The organism is Nonomuraea typhae, assembly GCF_009760925.1.
Taxonomy (GTDB): domain Bacteria; phylum Actinomycetota; class Actinomycetes; order Streptosporangiales; family Streptosporangiaceae; genus Nonomuraea; species Nonomuraea typhae.
Genome location: NZ_VRLV01000018.1, coordinates 87,496 through 99,877, shown reverse-complemented (window position 1 = coordinate 99,877; position 12,382 = coordinate 87,496). Strand labels below are relative to the sequence as shown.

Below are 12,382 nucleotides of genomic sequence, written 5' to 3'. Positions count from 1 at the left end.
TCATGTCCGTCCGGCACCGGCGGTATGTGTCCTCCGGCGCGGTCACCGGCGCGAGAGGTTCCGGTCACATGACGTCGCGGACCTGCTCGATCGCCTCGGCGCGGGTCAGGTCGCGCCCCGCGGCGTACTCCTTGTCGAAGGCTGCCGCGCCCAGTTCCCCGCGCAGCCGCGCCGTCAGCGCGACCACGTCCGGCTCGTAGGCGTCCGGCAGCCCGCGCAACTGCTCGGTCGCGCCCAGCACCCGAGCGGCCCGGGCCGGTTCGCCGCGCGCCGCCCACACCGCCGTCGCGGCCACCCCGACCAGCGCCAGCACCGGCATGTCCTTGACCGGCACCGTCTGCTCCACGGCCGCGGCCACCATCCGCGCCGCGCCGTCCACGTCGCCGGCGGCCGCCGCGACGTGCGCCCGCCGGGCCAGGACCAGGGCGTAGAACTGCGGCGCCACCACGGGCAGCCAATCGATCGCGGCCGCCGCCGACTGATACAACCGCTCGGCCGTGGCGAGGTCGCCTTCACGCCGGTGCAGGTTGCCGAGCTCGAGCTGGGCGAAGGCCACCAGACGGGCTTCCCAGCCCCGCGCGGGCGCGTTCGCCATCGCCTCCAGCTCCCGGCGTCCGCGCTCGGCGTCACCGGCCATCACGCGGGCGCCGGCCAGCGCCACCCGCTGGTGACTGGCGGGATTGGCCGGGTCGAGGGCGGTGATCAGCTCTGTGGCCGTCTCCAGCGCGGCCACCGCCCGGTCGAACTCGCCCAGCGCCAGATGGGAACCGGCCAGGATCGTCAGGGCCTGCGAGCGGCCCCAATGCTCGCCCAGCGCGGCCAGCTCCGCCTCGGCGATCAGCATGTCGGCCCGCATGCCGAGCAGGTCGCCGCGGTTCTCCAGCATCGCGCCCCTGGCCATGCGCAAGATCGCGCGGGTCCACGGGTCGGGGTGGTCCAGCCGTTGCTCGATGGCGGCCAGGCCGATCTCGTCGTCGTCGGTGAACAACGCCACCGCGGGCTCCAGCAGCGCCAGCAGCGGATGGTCGTCGTCCGGGCCGAGCCCGTCGATGAGCTCACGCAGCCGCCGGGTGGGCTCGAGCGGGGTGGAGAAGCCGCCGCTCAGCGCGCTGGTGATCAGGTAGACGGCCGTGGCGATGGTCCGCGCCACAGCCGGCGCCGGACCCTCCACCTGCAGCGCCGTCCTGAGCCAGTTGGCCGACTCCCGCTTGCTGCCCCACGTGATCCAGAACGGGCCCAGTGCGGCGGCCAGCCGTACCGCGGTGTCGGCGTCCCCGGCGGCGGCCGCGTGGTGCAGCGCGGCCAGGAGGTTGTCGTGCTCGTCGACCAGCCGGTTCATCCATTCGCGCTGGCCCCTGCCCCGCAACTGCGGTTCGGCGGTCTCGGCCAGGCGCAGGAAGTACGCGGCGTGCGCGGTCCTGGCCGCAGGCCCCTGGCCGCTGCCGGCCAGCCGTTCCAGGGCGAACTCCCTGATCGTCTCCAGCATCCGGTAGCGCCCGCCCGGCGCCTGCTGCAGCAGCGACTTGTCCACCAGCGCGGCCAGCGCGTCGATCGAGGCGTCCAGGCAGGCGGCCGCCTCCGCGTCGAACGTGCCGGGGAAGACCGCCAGCCGCTCGGCCAGCGCCCGCTCGCGCTCGTCGGCGAGGTCCCAGCTCCACGCCACGACCGCGCGCAGCGTCTGGTGCCGGGGCAGGGCGGTACGGCTGCCGCCGGTCAGCAGGGCCAGGCGGTCGTCCAGCCGCTCGGCCACCTGCCGCAGCGTCAGCGAGCGCAGCCGGGCGGCGGCCAGCTCGATGGCCAGCGGCAGCCCGTCGAGGCGGCGGCAGATCTCCGCCACCTGCTCATCCGGCGCGAACCCGGGATCGGCGGCGCGCGCCCGCTCGGTGAACAGCCGCGCGGCCGTCTCCGGCGGCAGCGGGCCCACCGGCGACAGCGCCTCGCCCGCGATGGCCAGCGGCTCGCGGCTGGTGGCCAGCACCGACAGCTCCGGGCAGCGGCCCAGCAGGTCCTCGGTGAGGTGGGCGGCGGCCTCGATCAGGTGCTCGCAGTTGTCCAGCACGAGCAGCGCCGGGCCGCCCGACAGGGCCTCCACCAGGGAGCCGATCGTGTCGCCGTGCGGATGCAGGAGCGGCGACGGGCCGAGCGCGGCTTGTACGGCCCGCGGCACGTCGGCCGGATCGCTGACCGCGGCCAGCTCCGCCACCCACACCTCGGCCTCGCCCGGCCGGTGCAGGACGCGGGCGGCGACCGTCGTGGCCAGGCGGGTCTTGCCGGCGCCGCCCGGGCCGACGAGCGTGACCAGGCGGTGCTCGCGCAGCTGGGCCATGATGCGCTCGATGTCGGCGTCCCGGCCCACGAAGCTGGTCAGCGGGGCGCGCAGGTTGGTGCGCGGGACGGCCGGCGGGGTGGCGCGCAGCAGCTCCAGGTGGAGGGCGCGCAGGTCGGGGCCGGGATCGGCGCCCAGCTCGGCGGCCAGGTCCTTGCGCACGTGCTCGTAGGCGGCCAGCGCCTCGGCGGTACGGCCGGCGGCGTGCAGGGCCCGGATCCGGGTGGCGTGCAGGCGTTCGCGCAGCGGGTGTTCGACGGTCAGCTCGCTCAGCCGGGCGATCAGTTCCGGCAGTCCGTTCTGGGCGCCGTGCGAGGCGGCGAGGTCGGCGTCCGCCAGGTCCTCCAGGGCCGACAGCCGGGCCTCCTCCAAGCGGACGGCGTGCCCGATCGCGAAGGGGACGGTGGCCACGTCGCCCAGCGCGGGCCCGCGCCACAGGGCCAGCGCCCGCCGGAGCAGGGAGGCGGCGGCAGCCGGATCGGGGGCCGTGGCCGCCTGCCGTACCAGCTGCTCGAACTCGGCGGCGTCGGTCGAGGCCGTCAGCCGGTAACCCCCGGGCACCGACTCCAGGACCGCCGGGGAGCCCAGGGCGCGGCGCAGCCGGGAGACGAGCGACTGGACCGCGTTGGCGGGGTCGGCGGGGCGGTCCTCCGGCCAGAGGGCGTCGGTGAGCTCCTCGACGGTGACGGTGCGGCCGGAGGCCAGCGCCAGGCGTACCAGCAGCCGACGCAGCCGGGCCCCGCCGATGGCGTCGGGCCCGGCCGCGAGCGGGCCGAGTATCGCTATGCGCACGTGGTCAAGCCTGCCACTCCCCGGCGCCACCGGGGACGGGGGTCCCCTGCTGGTACGGCTCGCGGGTGAGGATGAAGGTGTTGAGGTTGAGATGGTCGGCCCCCACCCGCAGGGTCTCACCGGCGTAGTAGCCGTCCAGGCCCAGCCAGGTGCCGTCGGCCTGCGGCACGAAGCGGGAGCCGCGGCCGGAGTTGGCGACGGCGGTGAGCGACAGGTTGCCGTCGGGCAGCACGCGCAGATGGAACGGCACCGGCCCCCAGTGCCACAGGCCGGTCAGCGCGAGCAGGCCGGGGGCGAGCGTAGCCGGCCGCCACTCCTCGGGCAGGCGCGGCTCGTGCTCGTCGAGGATGGCCAGCAGGTCGGTCAGGAGCGTGTAGCGCACGCCCGAGGTGGCGTTGGCGAGAAACAGCACGCCGGTACGGCCGGCGGGGTCGGACCACACGCCGGCCAGGAAGCCGGGCATGGAGCCGCCGTGCCCGCACAGGTGGCGGCCGGCGTGCCTGGCCAGCTGCAGGCCGAGGCCGAAGCCGTCGGTCCAGGCGTCGCCGTCTGCCACGGAGACGGGTTCGCGCATCTCGGCCAGCGTCTCGGGGGAGAGCACGCCTTCGGCGTCGCCTGCCAGGAAGGCCGCCCATCTGGCCAGGTCGGCGGCGCTGGACCACAGCTGGCCCGCCGCGCCCATGGCGCCGTGGTCGTGCTCGGGTTCCTCCAGCAGCACGTCGGCCCACGGGTGCACGGCGTAGCCGGTGGCGTGCGGGGCGATCGGGCGGGGTGTGGTGCGGGTCATGCCGAGTGGCTCGAGCACCTCCCGGCGGACCGCTTCGTACCACGTCGTGCCGCGGTGCTTGGCCACCAGTTCGCCGAGCAGCGCGTAGCCCAGGTTGCTGTAGTGCAGCATGCGGCCGGGGCGGTGCTTGACCTCGCCGGGGGTCAGCTTGGCGAACAGCTCGGCGGCGGGCGGGCCCGGCGTGCGCTCCCACCACTCGGTCGGCGGCTCCGCGGTCAGGCCGCCGCTGTGGGAGAGCAGCTGGGCGATCGTCACCTCGTCGAACGGCGTGCCGGGCACGTGTCGCCCGACCGGGTCGAGCAGGCCGACGACGCCCTCGTCGCGCAGGCGCATCACGACGGTGGCGACCAGGCTCTTGGTGATCGAGCCGAGCCGGTACTGGGTGTCGGCGGCCGGCGCGGCGCCGTCCACTTGGCCGCGTCCGCCGAACCACGCCAGTTCGCCGTCTCTGACGATCGCCGCCGCCAGCGACGGCAGCCTGCGCTCACTCTGTTCGACGGCCAGCCTGCGCAGCAGGGCCCGCGCCGTCGTGTTCTCCACCTGGGTCATGGCAGTCCAGGGTAGTGCTGCCGATCAGCTCGCCCCTGCCGGGACCGTGACCACGATCTTGCCGAACTGGTCGCCGGAGTCCATGTGCCGGTGCGCCTGGACGATCTCCTCCAGCGGGAACAACCGGTCGATCACCGGGCGGAAGGCGCCGCCGCGCAGGCCGGAGGTGACGAACGCGGCGGCGCGGCGCAGGCGTTCGGGGTCCCGGGTGGTTTCCAGCATCGTGTAGGTGCGCAGGTTCCAGGCGGGCATGCCCAGGTCGAAGCCCGGGTAGGCGAACGGCCTGCCGCTGAGCCCGCCGTACAGGAAGTGGGTGCCGCCCGGGGCGACGGCGCGGGCGAGCTCGGCCACGGCGGGACCGGCGACGGCGTCGAAGACGAACTCGGCGCCGCGCCCGCCGGTCAGCGCCAGCACACGCTCGGGGACGTCCGTCTCGGCGGCGACGATCACCTCGGCCGCGCCCTCGTCCAGCAGCCGCCGCGCCTTGGCACGGGTGCGGGTGACGGCGATCGGCGTGGCGCCCACCCGGTTGGCGGTGTGGACGGCGCCCAGGCCGACTCCGCTGGAGGCCGCGTTGAGCACGACCGTGTCGCCGGCCCGCATGCCGCCGACCTCGACGAGCGCGCCGTAGGCGGTCACGTACGGCATCCAGACGGCGGCTCCGGTGACCGCGTCCACGCCGTCGGGACGGTGCACCAGCGCGGAGGCCGGGACCACGGCCCGCTCGGCGTAGACCCCGTAGTCGTTGGCGGAGAAGGACGGCACGACGCTGACCGCCTGCCCCTTCTCGAACCGGTTCACCCCGGGGCCGAGCGCCTCCACGACGCCGGCCGCCTCGGTGCCGAGCCTGGCGGGCAGCTTCCTGACGGGCTCGATGTAGGTCCCGCTGCGGAACAGCGCCTCGGCCCGGTTGACCCCGATCGCCTCCACCCGGATCAGCACCTCGCCGGGCCCCGGTTGCCCCGGATCCACGTCTTCGAGCCGCATGACCTCGGGTCCGCCTATTTCGTGAAAACGCACAGTCCTCGTCATGGCTCGGAGTGTGGAGGAAAAGTACGATGGGTGTCAAACTTCGATGAGTGTCGTACTCTGGGGGGCATGGAACGCACGCCGCCGCACCCCGACCCGTCGCAGTTCGCGCTCCAGCAGGTGCTCGAGGCCCTCGTCGATCCGGTACGGCGCAGCATCGTCACCCAGCTCGACACCACCGGCCTGGACATCAAATGCGGCGACTTCGACATCCCGGTCAGCAAGTCCACCGCCACCCACCACTTCAACGTGCTGCGCGAGGCCGGGCTGATCCGGCAGTACTACGTCGGCACCGCCCGCATGAACACCCTGCGCCGCGACGACCTCGACCACGTCTTCCCCGGCCTGATCGAGGCCCTGATCAGCCGCCCCGCCGCCCGCTCCTAGCCTTCCGCACCGCGTCGAAGGCGTTCAGGATCAGCTCCGCCGCGTCGATCCGGCCGCCCGAGCCGGGCCTGGGCCACACATGGCCGGCGCCGCCGATCGTGTACAGGCGCACGCTCGCCTCCTCCCGGCAGCCCCGCCATGCGCGCAGCCGTACCCCTGGCCTCACCCTCGAGGTGACCGCGGCGCCGCACCCCATGATCGCCGCCCACTTGCGCGCCGTGCTCTCCACGGCGGGCAGCGTCACCAGCCTGGCCAGCGTCCGCAGGCGGCTGTCGGAGCGGGCGAAGGGATGACCGCCCCGATACGGGACGGTCTGGTCGCCGGTGCCGTGAAAGGCGATGATCGTGGTCGGCCTGGCCTCCTCGCACGGCGGCACGACATTGAACCCCGCCACGGGGGCCACCGCGGCCAGCCGCCCGTTCATCCCGCACACCAGCGCCGCGGACATGGCGCCGCCGTAGGACATGCCCGCCGCGAACTGCTGCCCCTTCACCGCGCAGCCCTTGGCCACGAGCGTGTCGAGGAGCGTGGTGAGATAGCCGGTGTCGTCGGGGCCGTAGTAGCCGGGCAGCGTCCACGCCATGCGGCGCGGGGCGACCTGAGGGGTGACGACCGCGTAGCCGCGGGCGGCGCCCGCCTGGGGCAGGCGGCTCCTGAGCGCCTGCCGGGCGGCGTTGGAGCCGAGGCCGTGGAGGTTCAGCACGATCGGCCACGGGCCGCGGCCCCTCGCCGGGAGTGCCAGCAGGTACCGGCGGTTCAGCCCGGCGTGCCGCAGGGTGTGCTCACCCGGCTTGATCGTGCAGGAGATCCCGGTGGGTCTGCTGGTTTCGTGCATGGGTGCGCCCGCGCAGGCGGCCGTCAGCAGGACGGCCGTCAGCGCGCAGACGATCCGGGCGACCATCCATCGATCATGGCATGACGTCAGAGCCTGCCCAGCGCTCGCGCCAGAATCGTCGCGGTCTTGGCCAGAACCGTGTTGTCCACGGCCGGGGTCTCGCGGGTGGTGTACACCGACATGATGATCGGCTTGGCCGACTTGCCCGGCCAGATGACCGCGATGTCGTTGCCCCCGCCGATCTCGGTGTTGGTGCCCGTCTTGTCGCCCACCGTCCAGGACTTCGGCAGCCCGGCGCGGATCCGCTCACCGCCGGTCTTGCTGGCGACCAGCCAGGCGTTCAGCTGCTCGCGGTCCTTGGGGTGCAGGGCGTTGCCCGCCGACACCGCCCGCAGGTCGCGGGAGATCGCGGCCGGGGTCGTGGTGTCACGCTTCTCGCCGGGCTTCCAGTCGTTGAGCTCGGTCTCCCAGCGGTCCAGGCGGGAGACCGGGTCCTTCAGCGAGCGGAAGTACCGGGTCAGCCCGCCCGGGCCGCCGATCTGCTTGAGCACCATGTTGCCGGCGGTGTTGTCGCTCAGCGTGATCGTGGCCTCGCACAGCTCGGCGACGGTCAAGCCGTCCTCCACGTGCTTCTCCGTCACGGGGGAGTTGGGCTTGAGGTCCTCCTTCGTCCACGTCACCCGCTTGCTCATCAGGCCGCGCTCGCTCGTGCGGGCCCGATGCAGCGCCGCCGCGCACAACGGCGCCTTGAACGTGGACAGCAGCGGGAAGATCTCGCCCGCCCGGTAGCCGACGGTCTTGCCGGTGGCGGTGTCGACGGCGTAGGCGCCGATCCGGCCGTCGAACGACTGCTCCAGGGCGCGCAGCTCGCGGTCCACGTTCACGTCCACGTCCACGTTCACGGATGGACGGGCGGCGGCCTGGGCCGGGGCGGTCAGGGTGCTGAGGGCCAGGAGGGAGACGGTCATCGTGAGGGCGGCTCGGCGCATGTCACCTGTCCTTGCTGGTCGGGGTTGCGGAAGCCAGGAGCAAAACAGGTCTGCGTGGATCTTGTCCAATAGCGATATCGGCCGCCGACTCATATCCGAATCCCTATACACCCTGGTCAAGGCGATGACACCAGCATCCCTTGCCCGACCTGGCCGTCCGCCGGTTCCCAGCTTTTGGGGTGCCGCGGGTGCGGCCGCACGCCCGCTGCCGTCGGCGATGGCTGATTTACTGGGACACGTGCAAGAACGCGCGCCCAGTACGCAGCTCACGGCGGTCCTCGAGCGGGTGACCTACGCCGACGAAACCTCGGGCTACACCATCGCGCGGGTGGCCACCGAGCGGTCGGGGAACGAGTTGCTCACCGTGGTGGGGCCGCTGCTCGGGGCGCAGGTCGGTGAGTCTCTGCGGATGACCGGGCGGTGGACCTCGCATCCTCGGTACGGCCGGCAGTTCGAGGTCTGGTCCTACACCACCGTGCTGCCCGCCACGGTCCAGGGGATCCAGCGGTACCTGGGGTCGGGGCTGATCAAGGGGATCGGGCCCAAGATGGCCGAGCGGATCGTGGGGCACTTCGGGACCGACACGCTGGAGGTCATCGAGAAGGAGCCGGAGCGGCTGGTCGAGGTGCCGGGGCTGGGGCCCAAGAGGACGAAGATGATCGCCGCCGCCTGGGAGGAGCAGAAGGTCATCAAGGAGGTGATGATCTTCCTGCAGGGGGTGGGGGTGTCGACCTCCATCGCCGTCCGGATTTACAAGCAATACGGCGATAAATCGGTGGAAGTCGTGAAAACTCGGCCGTACCAGTTGGCCGACGACGTCTGGGGCATCGGGTTCAAGACGGCCGACACCATCGCCCAGGCCGTCGGGATCCCGCACGACAGCCCCGAACGCGTCAAGGCGGGGCTGCGCTACACCCTGTCCCAGGCCGCCGACGACGGGCACTGCTACCTGCCGGCCCCCAACCTCGTCGGCGACGCCGTCAAGATCCTCGACGTGCCCGCCGACCTCGTCGCCGCCTGCCTGGACGAGTCGGCCGCCGCAGACGAGGTGGTCCGCGAGGAGATCCCGGCGGGCGAGAACACCGTCCCGGCCGTCTACCTGGTGCCCTTCCACCGGGCCGAGATCTCCCTCGCCGCCGGCCTCAACGCGCTGCTGCGCAACGGCCACGACCGGCTGAAATCCTTCGCGGAGGTCGACTGGGAACGCGCCGAGACCTGGCTGCAGAGCCAGACCGGCGCCGAGCTCGCGGCCGAGCAACGCCAGGCCGTACGTCTGGCGCTGACCGAGAAGGTCGCGGTCCTCACCGGCGGCCCGGGCTGCGGCAAGAGCTTCACCGTCCGCTCCGTCGTGCTGCTGGCCCGCGCCAAGCGCGCCCGCGTCATCCTGGCCGCCCCGACCGGCCGCGCGGCCAAGCGGCTGGCCGAGCTGACCGGGCATGAGGCCACCACGGTCCATCGCCTGCTGCAGCTGCGCCCCGGCGGCGAGGCCACCTTCGACCGCGACAACCCGCTCGACGCCGACCTGGTGGTGGTCGACGAGGCGTCGATGCTGGACCTGCTGCTGGCCAACAAGCTCGTCAAGGCGATCGCGCCGGGCACGCACCTGCTGTTCGTCGGCGACGTCGACCAGCTCCCGTCGGTCGGCGCGGGCGAGGTGCTCAAGGACCTGCTCGCCGCCGAGGAGATCCCGAGGGTACGGCTGACGCAGATCTTCCGCCAGGCGGCCGAATCGGGCGTGGTGGTCAACGCCCACCGGGTCAACTCCGGCCGGCATCCGGTGCTGGAGGGCATGCAGGACTTCTTCCTGTTCCCCTGCGAGGAGCCGGAGGAGATCGCCCAGATGACCGTGGACGTGGTGGCCCGCCGCATCCCGCGCAAGTTCCGCCTCAACCCGCGCCGCGACATCCAGGTCCTCGCGCCCATGCACCGCGGCGCCGCCGGCGCGGGCGCGCTCAACATGGCCCTGCAGGAAGCGCTGACCCCCTCGCGCGAGGACCTGCCCGAGCGCCGGTACGGCGGGCGGGTCTTCCGGGTCGGCGACAAGGTCACCCAGCTGCGCAACAACTATGACAAGGGCGCCGCCGGGGTGTTCAACGGCACGGTCGGCGTCGTGGAGGCGATCTCACCCGACGACCACAAACTCACCGTGCTCACCGACGAGGACGAGCACGTCGACTACTCCTTCGACGAGCTCGACGAACTGGCCCACGCCTACGCCGTCTCCATCCATCGCTCCCAGGGCAGCGAGTACCCGTGCGTGGTGGTGCCGCTGGCCACCAGCGCGTGGATGATGCTGCAGCGCAACCTGCTCTACACCGCCATCACCCGGGCCAAGAAGCTCGTGGTGATCGTGGGCTCACGCCGCGCCCTGGGCCAGGCGATCCGCACCCGCGGCGCCGGCCGCCGCCACACCGGCCTGACTCACCGCCTGTCGGTCACATAACGGGCTGGGAGCAGGTCCCTAGAACGGAATCGTCCCCGCGGCCGAGTCGCAACGGCGTGGCGCGCGGGATCCCTGACACATGAAACTCAGGTGCCAAAGGTGGCGCAGGCGGGACGGGTGCGGAAGACTGCCCTGATGGCTGCCGAGTACGCCCAGAGCGACCAGTTCCGTGGTGCCCGCATCCACTTGTCCGACCTTGCCGGCCTCGAGATTCGCGATTGCGGGGTCAGCGGCCTGAAGATCGTCGACTGCTATGGGAGCGACGTCTACCTCGGTGGCGACTTCGAGCGTCTCGTCGTCAACGACGTCGACGTGAGCGCCTACGTCGAAGCCGAGCTCGACCGGCGGCACCCCACGCGGGTGCTGGCGCGTGAGGCCGCATCCCCCGACGACTACCGGGCTGCCTGGGCTGCCATCGAGGCGCTGTGGGCGGCGACACTCGACCGCGCCAGGCTGTTGCCCGAGGCCACGTTGCACGAGCAGGTCAACGGCGAGTGGTCGCTGGTCGAGACCCAACGGCACCTGCTGTTCGCCGGCGATGCCTGGCTCGGCAATGCCGTGCTGGAGGAGGCGGCGCCGTACCATCCGCTGGGCTTTCCTTACAGCGGGATGCCACCCGACGAGACGGCGAAGCTCGGTCTCACCCTCGAAGCCACCCCGACCCTCGACGAGGCGCTCGTGCCGCGGTTCGCCCGCATGGCCACGATGCGGCGTATCGTCGACGAGCTCACCGAGGCCGAGCTCGATCGGGTCTGCGGTCGCAAACCGGCGGACCCGTATCCCGACCAGGAGTACGTCGTGCGCCGTTGCCTCAAGGTGGTGCTGCAGGAAGAGGTCGAGCATCACCGTTATGCGGTGCGCGACCTCGCCGTGCTCGAAGCCGGCGCCTGAACTGGCTGCTGGGCCCGGTGCTCGGCCTGGCCGAGTCCGCCACCCGGCCCTCCCTGTCCGGCACCTTCGACGGCATCCCCTTCGGGTCATGACGGATCGGGTGCGAGGCGCGCTGCCAGGCGGCGGCCCAGGCGCTGGGCAGGGGCCTCCACCCAGCGCCAGGTCAGCGCGCTGAGCGCGAACGTGGCCGGTACCGCCCACACCGCGGGCAGCACCCGGAGCAGCAGCGGATGGAGCAGATAGACCGAGTAGCTCACCAGGCCGAGCCAGCTCAGCACGTACGGCACCGGCCGTCCGCGCAGCGCCATCCCGGCCAGGAAGATCGCCCACGCGGCCACGAACGCGGTCTTGAGGTTGGTGCCCGGTGACAGCAGCACGCCGGTGCCGGGCACCGCCAGCACCAGCCACGCCTTGGCCCAGCTGATCTGCCCCTGTTCGGCCCGGTACAACGCGGTGCCGGAGAACATCGTGGCCACCACGATGAGGCTCTGCCAGGCGGGCAGCCGTCCGTTGACCGCGAGCAGGCCGACGACCGCCACGAGGAGGACGGCCGCGCCGGCCTGCCGTACCCGGTCATGAGAACTCAGGACGGCGGCGAGGCCGGCGGCCAGGACGGCCAGGGGCACGAGCGGGGCGCCGGTGAGCAGGCCCGTGGGCAGCAGGGTGGCGCCGGCGAGGGCGGCGGCGGTCAGGACGAGGGCGAGTTCGGTGCTGCGGCGATGGGCGCCGAGCGTGAACAGGGCGCTCACCAGCAGGTAGAAGGCCATCTCGTAGGAGAGGGTCCACAGGACGCTGACGGCGCTGGGCACGCCGAGCAGGTCCTGGAGCATGCTCAGGTGGGCCAAGGGCGAGCCGGTGACGGGGAAGAGCAGGAGGGCGCCGGCCACGCACAGCGCCCACAGGGGGTAGAGGCGGAAGGCGCGGCCGATCCAGAACGCGCGCATGTTGTCGCGGCGTTCCAGTGAGGCGGGCACGATGTAGCCGCTGGCCAGGAAGAACACCATGACACCGCACCATCCGGCGGCGAACCAGAACCCGCTCGCCTGGTGCATGGCGGGCCAGAGGGCGGCGATGGCGTGCTCGTAGACCACGAGGACGGCGGCCAGCCCGCGCAGCGCATCCAGCCACGCGAGCCTTTTGCTCATCCTTTGCGGTCCGGCCCTAAGCATCCGCTCAGGCTATGCCCTACCAGCGAACTTGAAACGCCCTTGACCTGGGCTTGACCTCACTGAGTGATCGAAATGTGACCGAACTCTCCCGAATGATTCTGCGTCACACAAGGAGGAGCATTAAGGTTTTGGGAGTTGTTTTAGGTAAATGGGGGAGAGGTCCGTAGTGAGTACAGTGCCCGGTT

General features: G+C 72.3%; 9 protein-coding genes. 3 read left to right on the top strand and 6 right to left on the bottom strand.

The window, feature by feature from the left end; genetic code table 11:
- Positions 1 to 64: 64 nt before the first annotated feature.
- Genes FVE25_RS45175 through FVE25_RS45165 form a run of 3 tightly spaced genes read right to left on the bottom strand, consistent with a single transcriptional unit; the run spans position 65 to position 5,486 of the window.
- On the bottom strand, positions 65 to 3,118 hold the full coding sequence (locus FVE25_RS45175) for an AfsR/SARP family transcriptional regulator (protein WP_181019919.1): 3,054 nt from the start codon (positions 3,116 to 3,118) through the stop codon (positions 65 to 67).
- A gap of 4 nt (positions 3,119 to 3,122) precedes the next feature.
- Positions 3,123 to 4,454: a serine hydrolase domain-containing protein gene (locus FVE25_RS45170; RefSeq protein ID WP_157253694.1), complete on the bottom strand. Its 1,332-nt coding sequence runs from the start codon at positions 4,452 to 4,454 to the stop codon at positions 3,123 to 3,125.
- Positions 4,455 to 4,478: 24 nt separating this feature from the next.
- Entirely contained in the window at positions 4,479 to 5,486 is a 1,008-nt protein-coding gene (locus FVE25_RS45165) for a zinc-dependent alcohol dehydrogenase family protein (protein WP_157253693.1), read from the bottom strand.
- A 66-nt stretch (positions 5,487 to 5,552) separates the two neighbouring features.
- Between FVE25_RS45165 and FVE25_RS45160 the strand changes: the two genes are divergently transcribed.
- On the top strand, positions 5,553 to 5,870 hold the full coding sequence (locus FVE25_RS45160; RefSeq protein WP_157253692.1) for an ArsR/SmtB family transcription factor: 318 nt from the start codon (positions 5,553 to 5,555) through the stop codon (positions 5,868 to 5,870).
- On the opposite strand, the gene FVE25_RS45155 is transcribed toward FVE25_RS45160, so the two are convergent.
- A complete protein-coding gene (locus FVE25_RS45155) occupies positions 5,845 to 6,771 on the bottom strand; it encodes a CE1 family esterase (RefSeq protein WP_157253691.1) in 927 nt (308 codons plus the stop codon). The genes FVE25_RS45160 and FVE25_RS45155 overlap by 26 nt on opposite strands.
- 20 nt (positions 6,772 to 6,791) lie before the next feature.
- Positions 6,792 to 7,694 carry a class A beta-lactamase gene (bla, locus tag FVE25_RS45150; protein ID WP_157253690.1) on the bottom strand — a complete coding sequence of 301 codons (903 nt, stop codon included), beginning with the start codon at positions 7,692 to 7,694 and terminating at the stop codon, positions 6,792 to 6,794.
- A gap of 217 nt (positions 7,695 to 7,911) precedes the next feature.
- Between bla and recD2 the strand changes: the two genes are divergently transcribed.
- Both recD2 and FVE25_RS45140 read left to right on the top strand, forming a co-directional pair.
- Entirely contained in the window at positions 7,912 to 10,137 is a 2,226-nt protein-coding gene (gene recD2, locus FVE25_RS45145; RefSeq protein WP_157253689.1) for an SF1B family DNA helicase RecD2, read from the top strand.
- Positions 10,138 to 10,272: 135 nt separating this feature from the next.
- Positions 10,273 to 11,028 (top strand): DinB family protein, encoded by a 756-nt coding sequence (locus FVE25_RS45140; protein ID WP_157253688.1) that lies wholly within the window; start codon positions 10,273 to 10,275, stop codon positions 11,026 to 11,028.
- 86 nt (positions 11,029 to 11,114) lie between these two features.
- On the opposite strand, the gene FVE25_RS45135 is transcribed toward FVE25_RS45140, so the two are convergent.
- Positions 11,115 to 12,173: an acyltransferase family protein gene (locus tag FVE25_RS45135; RefSeq protein WP_246268463.1), complete on the bottom strand. Its 1,059-nt coding sequence runs from the start codon at positions 12,171 to 12,173 to the stop codon at positions 11,115 to 11,117.
- Between the last annotated feature and the right edge of the window lie 209 nt (positions 12,174 to 12,382).

What these genes read in the sequence shown, in the direction of transcription:
- FVE25_RS45170 (WP_157253694.1), bottom strand. Translation starts at nt 4,454, where the DNA reads ATGACCCAGGTGGAGAACACGACGGCGCGGGCCCTGCTGCGCAGGCTG.
- FVE25_RS45165 (WP_157253693.1), bottom strand. Translation starts at nt 5,486, where the DNA reads ATGACGAGGACTGTGCGTTTTCACGAAATAGGCGGACCCGAGGTCATG.
- FVE25_RS45160 (WP_157253692.1), top strand. Translation starts at nt 5,553, where the DNA reads ATGGAACGCACGCCGCCGCACCCCGACCCGTCGCAGTTCGCGCTCCAG.
- FVE25_RS45155 (WP_157253691.1), bottom strand. Translation starts at nt 6,771, where the DNA reads ATGGTCGCCCGGATCGTCTGCGCGCTGACGGCCGTCCTGCTGACGGCC.
- bla (WP_157253690.1), bottom strand. Translation starts at nt 7,694, where the DNA reads ATGCGCCGAGCCGCCCTCACGATGACCGTCTCCCTCCTGGCCCTCAGC.
- recD2 (WP_157253689.1), top strand. Translation starts at nt 7,912, where the DNA reads ATGGCTGATTTACTGGGACACGTGCAAGAACGCGCGCCCAGTACGCAG.
- FVE25_RS45140 (WP_157253688.1), top strand. Translation starts at nt 10,273, where the DNA reads ATGGCTGCCGAGTACGCCCAGAGCGACCAGTTCCGTGGTGCCCGCATC.
- FVE25_RS45135 (WP_246268463.1), bottom strand. Translation starts at nt 12,173, where the DNA reads ATGAGCAAAAGGCTCGCGTGGCTGGATGCGCTGCGCGGGCTGGCCGCC.